General features: G+C 63.9%; 13 protein-coding genes and 1 pseudogene. 9 read left to right on the top strand and 5 right to left on the bottom strand.

All coding sequences use genetic code 11. The features are described from left to right. Positions 1 to 193: 193 nt before the first annotated feature. On the top strand, positions 194 to 760 hold the full coding sequence (locus ACVWVY_RS03080) for a thiamine pyrophosphate-binding protein (protein WP_456624996.1): 567 nt from the start codon (positions 194 to 196) through the stop codon (positions 758 to 760). Further along, the gene (locus ACVWVY_RS03075) at positions 757 to 1,356 is read left to right on the top strand and encodes a thiamine pyrophosphate-dependent enzyme (protein WP_456624995.1); all 600 of its coding nucleotides are present in this window, start codon (positions 757 to 759) and stop codon (positions 1,354 to 1,356) included. Before ACVWVY_RS03080 ends, ACVWVY_RS03075 begins: the two co-directional genes overlap by 4 nt. 180 nt (positions 1,357 to 1,536) lie before the next feature. Here the strand turns inward: ACVWVY_RS03075 and ACVWVY_RS03070 are convergent, their stop codons facing one another. Next, a complete protein-coding gene (locus tag ACVWVY_RS03070; RefSeq protein ID WP_456624994.1) occupies positions 1,537 to 2,460 on the bottom strand; it encodes a LysR family transcriptional regulator in 924 nt (307 codons plus the stop codon). A 59-nt stretch (positions 2,461 to 2,519) separates the two neighbouring features. Here ACVWVY_RS03070 and ACVWVY_RS03065 point away from each other — a divergent pair, with 59 nt between their 5' ends. Then, positions 2,520 to 3,755 (top strand): rhodanese-like domain-containing protein, encoded by a 1,236-nt coding sequence (locus ACVWVY_RS03065; protein WP_456624993.1) that lies wholly within the window; start codon positions 2,520 to 2,522, stop codon positions 3,753 to 3,755. Positions 3,756 to 3,960: 205 nt separating this feature from the next. On the opposite strand, the gene ACVWVY_RS03060 is transcribed toward ACVWVY_RS03065, so the two are convergent. Further along, complete coding sequence (locus tag ACVWVY_RS03060; protein WP_456624992.1) at positions 3,961 to 4,680, bottom strand: DNA-3-methyladenine glycosylase I; 720 nt, start codon at positions 4,678 to 4,680, stop codon at positions 3,961 to 3,963. A gap of 318 nt (positions 4,681 to 4,998) precedes the next feature. Between ACVWVY_RS03060 and ACVWVY_RS03055 the strand changes: the two genes are divergently transcribed. Both ACVWVY_RS03055 and ACVWVY_RS03050 read left to right on the top strand, forming a co-directional pair. Beyond that, the gene (locus ACVWVY_RS03055; RefSeq protein ID WP_456624991.1) at positions 4,999 to 6,891 is read left to right on the top strand and encodes a DEAD/DEAH box helicase; all 1,893 of its coding nucleotides are present in this window, start codon (positions 4,999 to 5,001) and stop codon (positions 6,889 to 6,891) included. Positions 6,892 to 6,945: 54 nt separating this feature from the next. Next, complete coding sequence (locus ACVWVY_RS03050) at positions 6,946 to 7,236, top strand: DUF1330 domain-containing protein (protein ID WP_456624990.1); 291 nt, start codon at positions 6,946 to 6,948, stop codon at positions 7,234 to 7,236. A gap of 224 nt (positions 7,237 to 7,460) precedes the next feature. Here ACVWVY_RS03050 and ACVWVY_RS03045 read toward each other — a convergent pair whose 3' ends face one another. Further along, positions 7,461 to 7,784 carry a hypothetical protein gene (locus ACVWVY_RS03045; RefSeq protein ID WP_456624989.1) on the bottom strand — a complete coding sequence of 108 codons (324 nt, stop codon included), beginning with the start codon at positions 7,782 to 7,784 and terminating at the stop codon, positions 7,461 to 7,463. A 348-nt stretch (positions 7,785 to 8,132) separates the two neighbouring features. Between ACVWVY_RS03045 and ACVWVY_RS03040 the strand changes: the two genes are divergently transcribed. Beyond that, entirely contained in the window at positions 8,133 to 9,389 is a 1,257-nt protein-coding gene (locus ACVWVY_RS03040) for an aminopeptidase (protein ID WP_456624988.1), read from the top strand. Between the two features lie 24 nt (positions 9,390 to 9,413). On the opposite strand, the gene ACVWVY_RS03035 is transcribed toward ACVWVY_RS03040, so the two are convergent. Together ACVWVY_RS03035 and ACVWVY_RS03030 are read right to left on the bottom strand one after the other, a co-directional pair. Beyond that, the gene (locus tag ACVWVY_RS03035; protein WP_456624987.1) at positions 9,414 to 10,466 is read right to left on the bottom strand and encodes an amidohydrolase family protein; all 1,053 of its coding nucleotides are present in this window, start codon (positions 10,464 to 10,466) and stop codon (positions 9,414 to 9,416) included. Between the two features lie 129 nt (positions 10,467 to 10,595). Beyond that, positions 10,596 to 11,426: an MBL fold metallo-hydrolase gene (locus ACVWVY_RS03030; RefSeq protein WP_456624986.1), complete on the bottom strand. Its 831-nt coding sequence runs from the start codon at positions 11,424 to 11,426 to the stop codon at positions 10,596 to 10,598. 214 nt (positions 11,427 to 11,640) lie between these two features. Between ACVWVY_RS03030 and ACVWVY_RS03025 the strand changes: the two are divergent. The 3 genes and pseudogenes from ACVWVY_RS03025 to ACVWVY_RS03015 all read left to right on the top strand — a co-directional run bounded on the left by ACVWVY_RS03025 (position 11,641) and on the right by ACVWVY_RS03015 (position 14,599). Further along, a pseudogene (locus ACVWVY_RS03025) lies at positions 11,641 to 12,526 on the top strand (alpha/beta fold hydrolase). A gap of 3 nt (positions 12,527 to 12,529) precedes the next feature. Next, positions 12,530 to 13,534 (top strand): alpha/beta fold hydrolase, encoded by a 1,005-nt coding sequence (locus tag ACVWVY_RS03020; protein ID WP_456624985.1) that lies wholly within the window; start codon positions 12,530 to 12,532, stop codon positions 13,532 to 13,534. Between the two features lie 93 nt (positions 13,535 to 13,627). Next, entirely contained in the window at positions 13,628 to 14,599 is a 972-nt protein-coding gene (locus ACVWVY_RS03015) for a Bug family tripartite tricarboxylate transporter substrate binding protein (RefSeq protein ID WP_456624984.1), read from the top strand. Positions 14,600 to 14,641 lie beyond the last annotated feature (42 nt).

The raw sequence follows: 14,641 nt of genomic DNA, 5'->3' as shown, positions 1-14,641 counted from the left end.
CACCGTGCGCGGAAAGATGGATTGCTTCGCCCGCGCTCGCAATGACGTGGAGAGACCGCTTCGCTCCGTCCGCACCCCACCAGCCTTTCAATTTTGCAATAGAAGCCATGTCCACATTCAAATTCCTTGTTCCTCGGTCGCGATCTATTCTGCAGCCAAATCAACCCGGGAATCGCAGAGGAAATTGAACCCGATGGCGGAAGCAGCAAAATCACGGAGCGAGGTGGCGCCGGCGCTGCCGACGTGGCCGGACGAAATCTATCGTGTGCTGAAGGACGCCGGCATTCGCCAGGTCGCGATGGTGCCGGACGCCGGCCACAGCCGCCTGATCCGCTCCTTCGAGGCCGATCCGGAAACGCGCGTCGTGACCTTGACGACGGAAGAGGAAGGCGTGGCGATGCTGGCCGGCGCATGGCTCGGCGGCGAGCGCGGCGTTCTGCTGCTGCAGTCGAGCGGCGTCGGCAACTGCATCAACATGCTGTCGCTGCCGGTGATCTGCCACATGCCGCTGTTGATGATCGTCACCATGCGCGGTGATTGGGGCGAGTTCAATCCGTGGCAGATCCCGATGGGGCAGGGGACGCGGCCCTCGCTCGAGGCCTTGGGCGTGATCGTGAACAAGGTGGACGAGCCTGATCTCGTTGCCTCCGCCGTGCAGGGCGCGGCGCACCTCGCCTTCAACACCTGGAAGCCGGTGGCGGTCCTGATCGGACAGCGCGTGCTTGGCGCCAAGAATTTCAAGGAGCTTGCCCGCAAATGACCAATCCCAACGCACTTCTGCACCGCCGGGATGTCGTCAACGAATTGCTGCGTGACCGCCGCGATCTCCTCGTCATCGCCGGCCTCGGCGCGCCTAACTGGGATGTCTCCGCCGCCGGCGATCATCCCAACAATTTTCCGCTCTGGGGCGCGATGGGCGCCGCTTCGATGATCGGGCTTGGACTGGCGCTGGCACAGCCGAAGCGCAAGGTGCTCGTGATCACCGGCGACGGCGAGATGCTGATGAATGTCGGCTCGCTCGCGTCAATTGCGGTGGAGGCGCCGAAGAACCTGACGATCGCCGTCCTCGACAATGAGCGTTTTGGCGAAACCGGCATGCAGAAAACGCCCACGGCTTCCGGCGTCGACCTTGCCGCCATCGCAACCGCCTGCGGCATCCGTACCTCGCGCATCGTCCGCACGATGGCCGAAGTCACCGAACTGTGCGACCTCGCGCATGAGGGACGTGGAACGGCCTTCGCGCAGATCAAGATCAATCCCGAGGCGCTGGTGTTCGTGATGCCGCCGGCGGATGGCGTCATCCTGGCGACGCGCTTCCGACAATCGGTGTTGGGAGACGAGGCGCTGTTTAATTGAGGCGGTGTTGTCTAATTGAAGCGTGGCAACGCACAAGAGTTCGTCATGCCCGGGCTTGTCCCGGGCATCCACGTCCTTGGCTGCGATTGACAAGAAAGAACGTGGATGGCCGGGACATCTGCGCGAAGACGCGCTTCGCGCTTTAGCCCGGCCATGACGGCGAAGTAGTGCGCAACGGCGCTACGCCGTCATGTTGATCTTCCACAGCCCTTCCTTGGAGAGCTGTTGAATCTCCGACACGATCAGCGCCGCAATCGTCGTCGTTGCGATCGACGGCGGATGGGCGATCGGTGATGCGAGAATCAGTTCGCGCGACACCGAGGGACTGACGGCGGCCATCTCCAGGCGCTTTGCTGCGACTTCAGTGCGGATGGCAGACGGCGGCAGCAGCGTGTAGCCGAGTCCTTCTTCCATGAGGCTGATCTGGGCGCGATAGGAATCGACCTCGATCATGGCGTCGAGCTTCAATTTCTCACGCGCCAGCGCCTTCTCCAGGAGCGCCCGCAAGCCATGCGAGACGCTCGGCAGGATCAGCTTCTGTTTCACCAGCCATTTCAGGTCGACCTGCTTTCGCTTGCTCAGCCCCGAACCCGGCGGCCCGACGGCGACGATATCCTCGCGGCCGATGGACTGGACTTGAAGATGCAGATCGACCGCAGGGCCGTAGATGATCGCGAGATCCATTTCGCCGCGGTGCAGCCACTCGACCAGATGGCCGCCATAGCTCTCCACGATGCGCAGCGAGACGTCAGGAAATTCGTTGATGACGCGACGGGCGAACCGTCCGGACAGCACGGCGCTGACCGTCGGCACCAGCCCGAGGATGACGCGGCCCGACGGATTGCCATTCGCCGATTTGAGGTCGTCGCTGACCTGTTCGATCTGGCGGATCAGGCCCGTGGTGCGGTCGAGCAGCATCCGGCCGGCGCTGGTCAAGAGCATGCCGCGGCCGTTGCGGACGAAAAGTTCGACGCGCAGCTCGTGCTCGAGCAGCTTGATGTGCCGGCTCAGCGCCGGTTGGGCGGCGCGAAGCCGGTCGGCGGCCTTGCTTAGGCTTCCGAGTTCGGCTACGGCCCGGAAAGTCCGCAATTGTTTGAGATCCATCAGGTGCCCAGCGTGCTCACAATGCCAGCGATCATATGCCGTTTTCGGAATCTCCGTCCATGACCGTACCCTCTGTCACTTCCGCGCAAATCCGCTCCGCACTGCTGCTGCGTGAGGAAATCGCGCTGCTCGATGTCAGGCACGAAGCCCTCTTCGCCACCGGCCACCCCCTGTTTGCCGCCAACATGGCGGCCGACCGGATCGCGCTCGAAGCTGAGACGCGACTGCCGCGCAAGGATGTGCCGATCGTTATCTATGATAAGGGCGAGGGTCTCGTGCCGCAGGCGGCGGACCGGCTCACGGCGCTGGGCTACAGCAACGTCCGCCAGCTCGAGGGCGGACTGCAGGGTTGGAAGTCGGCCGGCTTTGAGCTGTTCCAGGACGTCAATTCCTATGCCAAGGCGTTCGGTGAACTGGTCGAGTCGCGGCGGCACACGCCTTCGCTGGCCGCCGAGGAAGTCAGCGCCCTGATTGCAGATGGCGCCAACATTCAAATCCTCGATGTCCGCCGGTTCGACGAATACGCGACCATGAATATTCCAGGCTCGATCAGCGTACCCGGCGCCGAGCTGGTGCTGCGCGCGGGCCGCGCTGCGCCGGATTCCGAAACCACCATCATCGTCAATTGCGCCGGCCGCACCCGCTCGATCATCGGCACCCAGTCCCTGATCAATGCCGGCGTCACCAACAAGGTGCGGGCGCTGCGCAACGGCACCATCGGCTGGACGCTGGCCAAACAGAATCTCGAACACGGCTCCAGCAAGCGCGGCGAGATCGGTGCCATCGCCGGTGGCGAAGCCAATGCGCGCGACGTCGCCTATCGCGCCGGCGTCCGCCACATCGGGCTTGCGGAGATGGCGGCGCTGCAGGCGGCGCAGGCCGATCGCACGCTCTACCGCTTCGATGTGCGCTCTGAAGAGGAATACACCGCCAGCCATCTCGCAGGCTTTCGCCATTACCCCGGCGGGCAACTGGTGCAGGAGATCGACATGGCCGCTCCGGTGCGCGGCGCGCGCATCGTGCTGACGGACAATTTGCGTGTCCGCGCCGACATGACCGCGTCCTGGCTCGCGCAGATGGGATGGGAGACTTACGTGCTCGAAGGCGGCTATGAGGGCACGCTTGAGATCGGGCCGCCGCACGCGATTCCAAAGCCAGATCCGTCACACCGCTATCGCCGTCCCTATGAGGGCACCGATATCAAGGAAAGCGCGATGCAGGCCTATCTCGACTGGGAATACGGCCTTGTCGAGCAACTCCGCCGCGACGCCACGCATGGATTTTTCGTGATCTGACGTGGCACCGAGCGTAGAAGCCGCGGCATAACATTGTGTCGTCCCTGCCTAGTGCGCAATTGCGCACGGGCGCAGGGACCCATACCGCGTTGTGCTCTCGGTTGAAACGCGATGGCTGACACCTTGCAAGACAATTGCCGCCGCGGCGTATGGGTCCCTGCGTTCGCAGGGACGACGCGAGAGAGTGCGGAAGCGATACCCATCGCTATTCATCGCCGCCCATCATGCTCTCGAGCTTCTCCGCCGCATAATTCTCGCCGATCGACAGCGCGCAGATCCTTGAGATCTGCACATAGGCCAGCCCCGTCTCCTCGGCCCATGCGTTGAACTGCGCCTGCACCTTGGCGAGGTCGCGTTTGGAGGTGACGGTCTCGGCGATATCGAGCCCGGCATCGCGCAGGCACAGCACGACGTCCCTCGATGTGACGAAGCCGTCCCAGCCGAGAAAGCGCAGCATCATCTGCCCGGTATTGCCGCCGAGCCGGCTGCCGCGCTTGGCCAGCAGTTCGAGCAGCCCGGCCTCGTCGGAGGAGGGCCAGTTCGCGAGGAACTTGCCAAAACTGCCGTGCTCCCTGGCGATGTCCCGCACGAAGCTTGCATTGGCGCGCACCGACATGATCTTGGCGCCATTGCGGACGATGCGGGTGTCCTTCATCAGATCGTCCCAGAACTCGTCCGGCTTCAGCGACAGGGGGCCCGGCTTGAACCCGAGAAACGCCTTCTCAAAACCCGGCCATTTGTTCTCGATCACGCTCCAGGCAAATCCCGCGCAAAACACCCGCCGCGTCATTTCCGCGAGAATTCGGTCGTCGCCGAGCCCGGCGAGCGCCTTCAGGTCCGGCTTGGCCGGCAGCAGCTTGGCGAGCGCCTTGGGGCCGCCCTTGCGCTTCTCGGCCCGGGCGCGAATGGTCTTGAACGCGGTCACGGTGTACGGCTCCCCTGAACGACGGCTGATGTGAAAAATAGGCGTAAAACGCCTCAAAACCGCAGTGTAGCCGATCATTCCCCGATTCCCAGCGCCGCTCCATGCCGCCTGAGAGGTTAACCGTCGCAGAAGTGATCGGCTCGCCTGCAAAGAATGGATGGCATATTGGCTGGTTTTCGCCTAAAGCACCGGCAACCTCAGTGAAATCGGTCAGGCCGTACGGCTGCGCTTTGTGAAGCGCGCAGCTTCGAGCCATTTCGGTTCGGGGCAGTATTCAACATTTTCCGGCTGATAGAGCCAACCAGGGTCTGACATCTCGTGACATTATTGCCCACCCATCCGCCGCTCGCCCGAGCTTTGGCGGAACGCAACTTCGATCGGCTGACGCAGGTCCAGACCGCGGTGCTGGCCGACGCCGCCGCCGGCCGCGATCTCCTGGTTTCGGCGCAGACCGGTTCCGGCAAGACGGTCGCCTATGGCCTGGCGATCGCCAAGAATCTGCTTGACGGTGCCGAGCGGTTCGAGCGCGCCGCGGCTCCCTTGGCGTTGATCGTCGCGCCGACCCGCGAGCTGGCGCTCCAGGTGCATCGCGAACTCGCCTGGCTCTATCAACATGCCGATGCGCGCGTCGTTTCCTGCGTCGGCGGCATGGACCCGCGCCGCGAGCAGCGCGAATTGGCCGCGGGCGCGCATATCGTGGTCGGCACGCCGGGGCGGCTCTGCGATCATTTGCGGCGCGGCCGGCTCGACGTTTCGGAATTGAAGGCGATCGTGCTCGACGAGGCCGACGAGATGCTCGATCTCGGCTTCCGCGAGGACATGGAATTCATCCTTGAGGCGACGCCGGAGGATCGCCGCACGCTGTTGTTTTCGGCGACATTGCCGCGCGGCATCGTCGCGCTCGCGAAAGAGTATCAGCAATCGGCCTTTCGCGTCGAAGTCGCGGGCGAAGAAGGCGGCCATGCCGACATCGAATACCGCGCCATCCGGATCGCGCCGGGCGATGTCGAGCACGCGGTCGTCAACACTTTGCGATTCTACGAATCGCCGAGCGCGCTGGTATTCTGCAACACGCGGGAAGCCGTCCGGCATTTGCAGGCGACGCTGCTGGAGCGTGGCTTCTCCGTGGTCGCGCTGTCCGGCGAATTGACGCAGAACGAGCGAACGATGGCGCTGCAGGCGTTGCGGGACGGGCGCGCCCGTGTCTGCGTCGCCACCGACGTGGCGGCGCGCGGCATCGACTTGCCGAACCTCGATCTCGTCATCCACGCCGATATTCCGAACGATCCGGAAGTCATGCAGCATCGCTCCGGCCGTACCGGCCGCGCGGGCCGCAAGGGCGTCAGCATTATTTTGGTGCCGCCGGCACGCAGGCGCCGCGCCGAGGTGCTGTTGAACCTGGCCGGCATCGATACGGTCTGGGGCACGGCGCCGCAGCCGGATGAAATTCGCAAGCTCGATCAGGAGCGCATGCTGAAAGATGCGTTGTTCTCGGAGGAGACGACGCCTGAGGATCTGGCGTTGGCGCAGGCCTTGCTCGCCGAGCGGTCGGCGGAGGACATCGCCGCGGCGCTGGCGCGGCTTTATCGCGCGCGGCTGCCTTCGCCCGAGGACATTCTCGATCCCGGGCAGGGTAGTGGCCGGTCCCGCGAGGATCGCGGCCGGGAAAGGGAAGGCCGTCCGCCGCGCGGCGACGATCGCAGCGCCGGGCCGCGATCGAAGAAGGGGAAATCATCGCCGCGTCACGCCATGGGCGAAGGCAGCGTCTGGTTCCGCGCCTCCATCGGCAGCCGGAAGAATGCGGAAGCGCGCTGGCTGTTGCCGATGATCTGCCGCCGCGGCGGCATCGACAAGTCGGACATCGGCGCCATCCGCATCATGGACACCACCTCGGAATTCGAGATTTCCGCTCGCGCCGCCGAATCCTTTGCCGTCAAGATCCGGCGTCCCGACAAGGAAGACAACATCCGTATCGAGGCGCTCGGCGATGCACCGCCGCGTGAAGAGGTTCGCAAGCAGGAGTGGACACCGAAGCCGCATGTCAAAACCGCAAAGAGCTCTGACAGGGCAGGGTTTGACAAGAAAGCGCGCTACGATACGAAGAAACTGCATCGGGACAGACCGGCTCACGCCGGAAAGCCGCGTCACGAAGGCGGCGCGCCTGCGAAGGCTGCATTCGGAAAGAAGAAAAAGAAGAAGTTTCGCGATTGACCGGCGAGGCGGTGATCTGAAGGCGCCGCCTGACGCATGAGATGAGGAACCGTCATGAGCGTCTACATTATCGCCCAGTTGAAATTCACCCGTCGCGAACTCTACGACCGCTATCAATCTCGTTTCATGAGCGTGTTCAGCAAATTCAAGGGCAGGCTCCTGGTAGCGGACGCGCATCCGGTGGTGCTGGAAGGCGAATGGCCGCGCGACAAGGTCGTGATCATGGAATTTCCAGATGACGCCGCGGCGCGGGATTTCCAGAACTCGCCGGAGTATCAGGAAATATCGGTGGATCGGAAAGCGGGCGCCGACGCCATTGTGCTCACCGTGCGCGGGCTGAGCTGAGCGCAACGCGCCGCTTCATTGTCTTGAGATGGGTCAGAGGCGGTCGTCAGTCATCCTGCATTTGGATGACATAGGCGCGTCTCGCCTCAAGCGCGCGTCAAGGGTTCATCAAGGCTCCTCACGTCCATTTGTCTCGCGCAGCGAAGCTCCTGTGAACTATCTCACAGCGCTGCCTCGCACCTGCTGACATTTTGCCCGCGCGACATACACCAGCACGCGGGGCATCAGCGATGCGTACTTCCTCCGAAGGCGAGCCCACGAAGCGCACGGGCTTCTTTACGCGCATGCTCGAAGCGCTTCACCGCTCGCGGCGGCGCGATGCGATACGGGTGCTGCGCCGTTACCGGCATTTGATTGCCGGGCAGGCTCAGATCCGCCCCACGAGGCATGTGCCGGAATCCCGACAAACCGAAAAGAGCAGCCGAAATGCCCACGGAAATAACACGCTCGCCAGCGCCATCCGCGGAGCGCGCCAGAACCCCAGGAATGAATTCGCGTGACGTAACGCCCCTCAGCATCACTGCGCTCGCCATCATCGCCATCCTCATACTGGTCCTCCATGTTGCAGGTGTCGCCGTGCTCGGTCACCCGCCGGCGCATGCGTCGATTGTTGTGCAGGACGATAAAGCGAAGTGCCCGGCGGATGTAACGCCGCCGGTGCCGTCACTGCCGTTTGACTAGCCGACTTGCGAGGGGGGTGGAGCCGTCTGCCGGCGCTGTTTGCAGGTTCCATGTTCGGCACTGTTGCATTCTGGAACATCGACGAGGTCGGGTTTCGCCGGACTATTCTTGTGCTATTGTTGTTGTCAGGCGCTTCGCTCGCTTTGGCGTGATGGTGTGATCACGGTCGAAGGCTGCGAGGCCTTAAAAACCCAACAGCCCTGGCCGAAAGAATCATGACCGCACATCAGCGCAACGTTTCCGCCTCGATCGATCCCGTGAAACTCGACCGCCTCGCCGAAGTCGCGGTCAAGGTCGGCTTGCGGCTGCAGCCGGGACAGGACCTGCTCTTGACCGCGCCCTCGGTCGCGCTGCCGCTGGTGCGCCGGATCGCCGAACATGCCTACAGGGCCGGCGCTGGAATCGTGACTCCGTTCCTCTCGGACGAAGAGATCACGCTGTCGCGCTATCGCCACGGCCACAACGAGAGTTTTGATCGCGCCGCCGGCTGGCTCTACGAGGGCATGGCAAAGGCGTTCGCCGCCAACACCGCGCGGCTGGCCATCGTCGGCGACAATCCGATGCTGCTGTCGGGCGAGGACCCGGTGAAGGTGGCGCGCGCCAGCAAGGCCAATTCGATCGCCTATCAGCCGGCGCTGGAGAAGATCGTCAATTTCGAAACCAACTGGAACATCATCGCCTATCCGAGCCCGTCCTGGGCGAAGCAGGTTTTCCCCGATGTTCCGGAGGATGTGGCGGTAGCACAACTGGCGGACGCGATCTTTGCGGCGTCGCGCGTCGATCAGGACGGCGCGGTGGCGGCCTGGGAAAAGCACAACGCCGTGCTGCGCGAGCGTACCGACTGGCTGAACGGCCAGCGTTTCCACGCGCTGAAATATTCCGGACCCGGCACCGACCTGACCATTGGCCTTGCCGACGGCCACGAATGGGAAGGCGGCGCCTCGACCGCCAGGAACGGGATCACCTGCAACGCCAACATCCCGACCGAGGAAGTCTTCACCACGCCGCATTGCCGGCGCGTCAGCGGCCATGTCGTCTCGTCCAAGCCGCTGTCCTATCAGGGCACCCTGATCGACAACATCGCGGTCCGGTTCGAGGAGGGGCGCATCGTCGAGGCAAAGGCCTCGCGCGGTGAGGAGGTGCTGAAGAAGGTGCTCGACACCGATGAGGGCGCCGCCCGTCTCGGCGAAGTGGCGCTGGTGCCGCATTCCTCACCGATCTCCAAAAGCGGACTGCTGTTCTTCAACACGCTGTTCGACGAGAACGCCGCCTCCCATATCGCACTCGGCCAGTGCTATTCGAAATGCTTCGTCGGCGGCGACAAGCTGACGCCGGCGCAGATCGCGGCGCAAGGCGGCAACAAGAGCCTGATTCACATCGACTGGATGATTGGATCAAGCGAGACCGACATCGACGGCGTTCACGCCGACGGAAGCCGCGTGCCGGTGTTCCGCAAGGGCGAGTGGGCGTGAGACGATCTCTCACGCCGGTCGTCGTCAATCGAACTTGAGCTTGTAGAAGTCCGTCGCCGTCTTCGAGAACAGCGCCGTCTTCTCCGCCTCGCTATATGGCGCGGCCAGCCGCTTGAAGGCGTTGAAGATCACGTGATAGCTGCACTGGCCTTTGTCCGGCGGAAAATTGCTTTCGAACATGCATCGATCGGGGCCGAAGACCTCGATGCAGGTTTCGATGTAGGGACGCCATGCGGCTGCGGCTTCCTCCGAAGACGGCGGCTTCGGCCGCAGATGAAAATCGTAGCCGAGCAGGCACATCGCCAGTCCGCCGAGCTTGACGACGACGTTTTCACATCTGGCGATTTCCTGGATCGAGGCTTTCCACACCGGGAAGATTTCCTCGCGCCGCCCGGCATAGCTGCCGATGCCGATCGGCCCGCCGCAATGATCGAGCACGATTTTGGTGCCGGGAAAGGCGCGGGCGAGGTCGGTTAGTTCGTCGATCTGCGGATGAAACAGCCAGGCTTCGAAGCTGAGGTTCAGCGGCGCGAGGCAGGCAAAACCTTTGCGAAACGTGCTGTCGAGCAACAGCCCCTTGGGCCGCGTCGCATACATGCCGGCGACATTGGGGTCCGCATCCCACGCCGCCGAGTGCCGGATGCCGCGGAAGCGGCCGTTGCCGGCAACGATCTCCGCCTCCAGCACCGCCTTCGCGCCGTCGCCGAGCAAGAGATTGACGTGGCTGACGATGCCGGCGCAGATCGCGGCTTTGCCGTAGCCGCCGCTTGCGGCCATCGCCGCCACGCCATTGGCGAACTCGACCTCGCCGACGGGGCGGAACGCCTCCGGGCCGCGCGCGCGGTACATCGAGCGGCAGTCGACATAGACGGTGGCGACGATGTTGTGGCCGGAGGCGATGTCGGCCGCCATCTCCTCGATCATGTAGCGCAGGCCGCCGCGGTCCCAGAGATGGTGATGCGGGTCGACGATCGGACGCGCGGGATCGATGATCTCCTCGGTGTGTTGCGCGAGCCAGTCCTCGCGCGGATCGGCGTAGAGCCCGCTCTTGGAGGCGGGTGCAGTGCTGGCGGCCATGGATTTCGCTCCCGTAATTGTTATTGTTCGTCATTGCGAGCGCAGCGAAGCAATCCACGTCTCAACTTGCGGGACTATGGATTGCTTCGCTGCGCTCGCAATGACGGCGGTTGGCAGTTGTGCCCACACTCACACCCCATCCAGAATGATCACCGTCGGCGTGCCCGGCAATGTCTCGCGCGAAATCTTCAACGTCCGCTCGCTCCGCTGATCGATGACGAATTGCTGGCCGATCAGGCGCATGAATTCATCGAGCGGGGTGGCGAAGCGGTGCATCGGCAACACCACGGAGGAGCGCAGCCGCTTGGTGATCTCGGAGACGCCGTCGAGCGACATGGTATAGGTGCCGTCGATCGGCACCATCACGATATCGAGCCGGCCGATCGCCGCGAAATGCGTGTCGTCGAGCTTGTGATGCAAATGGCCGAGATGGCCGATACAGAGGCCGGCGACCTCGAAGATGAAGATCGAGTTGCCGTCCTTGAGCATCGCTCCGCTGGAGTCCTCGCCATAGTAGCGGCGGATGTCGGTGGGGACGTTGCGGATATAGACGTCGCCGACCCGCGTTGAGACATGCGCCGCCTGTCCGTTCTCGCCCCAGCCATGCAGGACGTGCGGGATCTTTGGATCGGGAAATAAAGTGTAGTGCGTCGAGTGCGCGCGGTTCATGGTGATGACGTCGGGCAGCCGCCCGGTCCGGTAGGCGCCGTTGAAGTCGGTCGCGATCCGCACGCCGCCGGGCGTGTCGATGTAATAGGTGGAATGCCCGACATAGGTGATCGCGACGTCTTCGGCCTTGGCGGCGGTGCGGCGAAGGCTGACCGGCACGGCGAGCGGCGGGGCGCTCGCCATCGCCAGGCACTCGCTGCGCAAGGGCTGCTGCTGGGCGGTTGCCGGGAGGATCAGCGAACCGAGGAAGGCGAGGGCTGTGGCAAGGGATACGTTAATCGATCGCAACATGGCGTGACCCGTCCGCGGCAAAGGCCGCGGGCGGCACTGTATCGCCGAATTTTGGAAACGTCATGGTGGCATTCGTGCACGGCAGTGTGCCGGAATTGCTTCATCGGGGGTGGACAAATGCCGTATTGTAAAATTCAACCAGGGAGTTTTTGCCGTGACTGAAAAGACCGCCGCCTCGGCACCGCATGCCCCATCATCGAAACGGCTGGAGCCGTTGCGCCAGGTCGATGCCGGTGTGCTGAGCATCGCCTACTACGAGGCGGGTCCCGCCGATGGACCGGCCGTGATGCTCATGCATGGCTTCCCCTACGACATTCACAGCTACGTCGACGTCGCGCCGCAACTGGCGGCGCAAGGCTGCCGCGTTATCGTTCCCTATTTACGCGGCTACGGCCCAACCCGGTTTCGTAGCTCTGCGACGCCGCGCTCGGGCGAGCAGGCGGCGGTCGGCGCCGACATGATGGCGTTGATGGATGCGCTTGGCATCCGCCGCGCGGTGTTCGCTGGCTACGACTGGGGTGGCCGCGCGGCCTGCGTCGGTGCGGCGCTATGGCCGGAGCGCTGCATTGGGCTGGTCTGCGTCAATTCCTATCTGATCCAGGATATCGCCAACGCCATGACGCCAATGCGCCCCGAGCGCGAGGTGGCGCTGTGGTACCAGTATTACTTCCAGCTCGAGCGCGGCCGGACGGGCCTTGCCGCCAACCGGCGCGAGATCGCCAGGATATTGTGGACGCAATGGTCGCCGAACTGGCCGTTCGACGATGCCTGTTTCGAGCGAACCGCAATCGCCCACGACAATCCCGACTACGTCGATGTGGTGATCCACAGCTATCGCCACCGTTTTGGTCTGGCCGACGGCGATCCGCAATATGCCGAAATCCAGCACAGGCTGGCGGCGCTGCCACCGATCGCCGTACCAACTATTACATTGGATGGCGCCGGCGATGGCGTTGCGCCGGCAACCGATGGCACCGCCAGCGCGTCGAAATTCACCGGCCGCCGCGTCCATCGCGTGGTGCCCGCGCGCCGGGCACAATCTACCGCAAGAAGCGCCCGAGGCGTTTGTGGCGGCGGTGATGGAACTGGTCAAGGCATAGCCGATGTCTGATTCCGTCGATCGCCGGCGCCGTCTGCTGCTCGGCGCGGCCTTGTCGGGCGTAGCCAGCAGAGCGTTTGCCCAGGCTGATGCGCCCGCGCCGGCGCCGCGGCGGATGGTGCCGTTGAAGCATGTCGATGCCGGTGTCCTCAACATCGCCTACTATGAAGAGGGTCCTGCGGATGGTCCGGCTGCGATCCTGCTGCACGGCTTTCCCTACGACATTCACACTTATGCCGATGTCGCCCCACAACTGGCGGCGCAGGGTTGCCGCGTCATCGTCCCTTGCTTGCGCGGCTTCGGCGCGACGCGGTTTCGCGATCCGGCCACGCTACGCTCGGGCGAACAGGCGACGATTGGCGCCGATGTCATCGCGCTGATGGACGCGCTCGGCATCCCGCGGGCGGTGCTCGCCGGGCACAATTGGGGTGGCCGCGCTGCCTGCGTCGCCGCGGCGCTGTGGCCGGAGCGCTGCCGCGGCATGGTGACCGTGAATAGTTACCTGATCCAGAACCTTGCGCGCGCGATGGTGCCGCTCAACCCCAAATTTGAGGCCGCGCTCTGGTACGAATATTACTTTCAGATCGAGCGTGGGCGCGCCGGGCTGGCTTCCAACCGGCGTGGGATCGCCAGGCTATTGTGGGAGCAGTGGTCGCCGGAATGGGATTTCGATGACGCCACCTTCGAGCGCTCCGCTATGGCGCACGAAAATCCCGATTTTGTCGACGTCGTGATTCACAGCTATCGCCATCGCTTCGGCCTTGCTGCGGGTGATCCCGACTATGCCGATTTGCAGCGGCGGCTGGCGTCACTGCCTCCGATCATCGTGCCGTCAATTACATTGGACGGCGACAAGGACGGCGTGCTGCCCGCGAGCGACGGAAGCGCCAGCGCGTCGAAATTCACCGGCCGCCGCATTCATCGCGTGGTGCCGGGCGCCGGACATAATGTGCCGCAGGAAGCGCCTGAAGCATTTGCGGCGGCGGTGATGGAGCTGATCCGCGCCTAGGTCGAGTTTGCCGCATGGTCAGCGGCTGCGGAAACAATCATTCTCCCTGCGCAAGTCCTCCGAGAAGGGCAGAATTTTACGGGGCGGAATTCCATGGCGAAGCGTCACGTCTTGCTTGCGATCTGGCTCGCATCCTTTGCCTCGATCCCACCGGCCTCGGCCGACGAATTCCCGAATCGTCCGATCACCTGGGTCGTGCCGTTCGCGCCGGGCGGCATCACCGACACGACGTCGCGCATCGTCGCCGAGGAAATGTCGAGAACGCTCGGCCAGTCGGTCGTGATCGATAACCGTGCTGGCGGCGGCGGCGCCGTCGGCACCGAGCAGGTGGCGCGTTCCAGGCCCGATGGCTACACGATGATCTACGGCACGCAGGGCACGATGGCTGCCAATGTCACGTTGCGCAAGAACCTGTCCTACGATCCGCTGACGAGCTTTCTGCCGGTGCATCTGGTCGGCGAAAGCCCGAACCTGTTCGTCGCCTATCACGGCGCGCCCTATAATTCGGTGCCGGAGTTCATCGCCTACGCCAAGCAGAATCCGGGCAAGGTGACGTTCTCCTCCTCGGGCGTCGGCACTGCGACGCATCTGGTCGCCGAATTGTTCAAGACGGTGGTCGGCATCGAGATGCAGCACGTGCCTTATCGAGGCAGTGCGCCGGCACTGAACGACATGATCGCCGGCCGCGTCGATGTCATGTTCGATTACCCGGTCTCGGTCGGCCCGCATGTCGAGGGCGGCAAGCTGAAGGTGCTGGCCACCACCGCGCCCGAACGGCTGCACGCATTCCCCGATGTGCCTACCATGGCCGAACTCGGCATGAAGGACATGACCACCCAGAGCTGGTCTTCGATCATGGTGCCCGCAGGCACGCCCGCGGCCGTCGTCGACCGGCTGGCGGCGGCCGCGCATGCGGCGCTGTCGTCGGAGCGCGTGCGCACCCATTTCGAAAAGGTCGGCACCCGCCCGATGATGTTGCAGAAGGCCGAGATGATCCCGTTCATCGAGAAGGAGATCAAGCGCTGGGGCGATGTGATCGGGCGGGCGGGGCTGGAGAAGCAGTAGCCATGGCGTTTTTGGGCGAAGTGGATCCCGGTTCGCGTGAAG

The organism is Bradyrhizobium sp. URHC0002, assembly GCF_054059515.1.
The sequence above is the reverse complement of the archived record's forward strand: the minus strand, read 5'-3'. Positions and strand labels throughout refer to the sequence as shown.

Bases quoted from the DNA above. Each gene is read 5' to 3' on its own strand.
- ACVWVY_RS03080 (WP_456624996.1), top strand. From the start codon at position 194: ATGGCGGAAGCAGCAAAATCACGGAGCGAGGTGGCGCCGGCGCTGCCG.
- ACVWVY_RS03075 (WP_456624995.1), top strand. From the start codon at position 757: ATGACCAATCCCAACGCACTTCTGCACCGCCGGGATGTCGTCAACGAA.
- ACVWVY_RS03070 (WP_456624994.1), bottom strand. From the start codon at position 2,460: ATGGATCTCAAACAATTGCGGACTTTCCGGGCCGTAGCCGAACTCGGA.
- ACVWVY_RS03065 (WP_456624993.1), top strand. From the start codon at position 2,520: ATGACCGTACCCTCTGTCACTTCCGCGCAAATCCGCTCCGCACTGCTG.
- ACVWVY_RS03050 (WP_456624990.1), top strand. From the start codon at position 6,946: ATGAGCGTCTACATTATCGCCCAGTTGAAATTCACCCGTCGCGAACTC.
- ACVWVY_RS03045 (WP_456624989.1), bottom strand. From the start codon at position 7,784: ATGAGGATGGCGATGATGGCGAGCGCAGTGATGCTGAGGGGCGTTACG.
- ACVWVY_RS03040 (WP_456624988.1), top strand. From the start codon at position 8,133: ATGACCGCACATCAGCGCAACGTTTCCGCCTCGATCGATCCCGTGAAA.
- ACVWVY_RS03035 (WP_456624987.1), bottom strand. From the start codon at position 10,466: ATGGCCGCCAGCACTGCACCCGCCTCCAAGAGCGGGCTCTACGCCGAT.
- ACVWVY_RS03030 (WP_456624986.1), bottom strand. From the start codon at position 11,426: ATGTTGCGATCGATTAACGTATCCCTTGCCACAGCCCTCGCCTTCCTC.
- ACVWVY_RS03020 (WP_456624985.1), top strand. From the start codon at position 12,530: ATGTCTGATTCCGTCGATCGCCGGCGCCGTCTGCTGCTCGGCGCGGCC.
- ACVWVY_RS03015 (WP_456624984.1), top strand. From the start codon at position 13,628: ATGGCGAAGCGTCACGTCTTGCTTGCGATCTGGCTCGCATCCTTTGCC.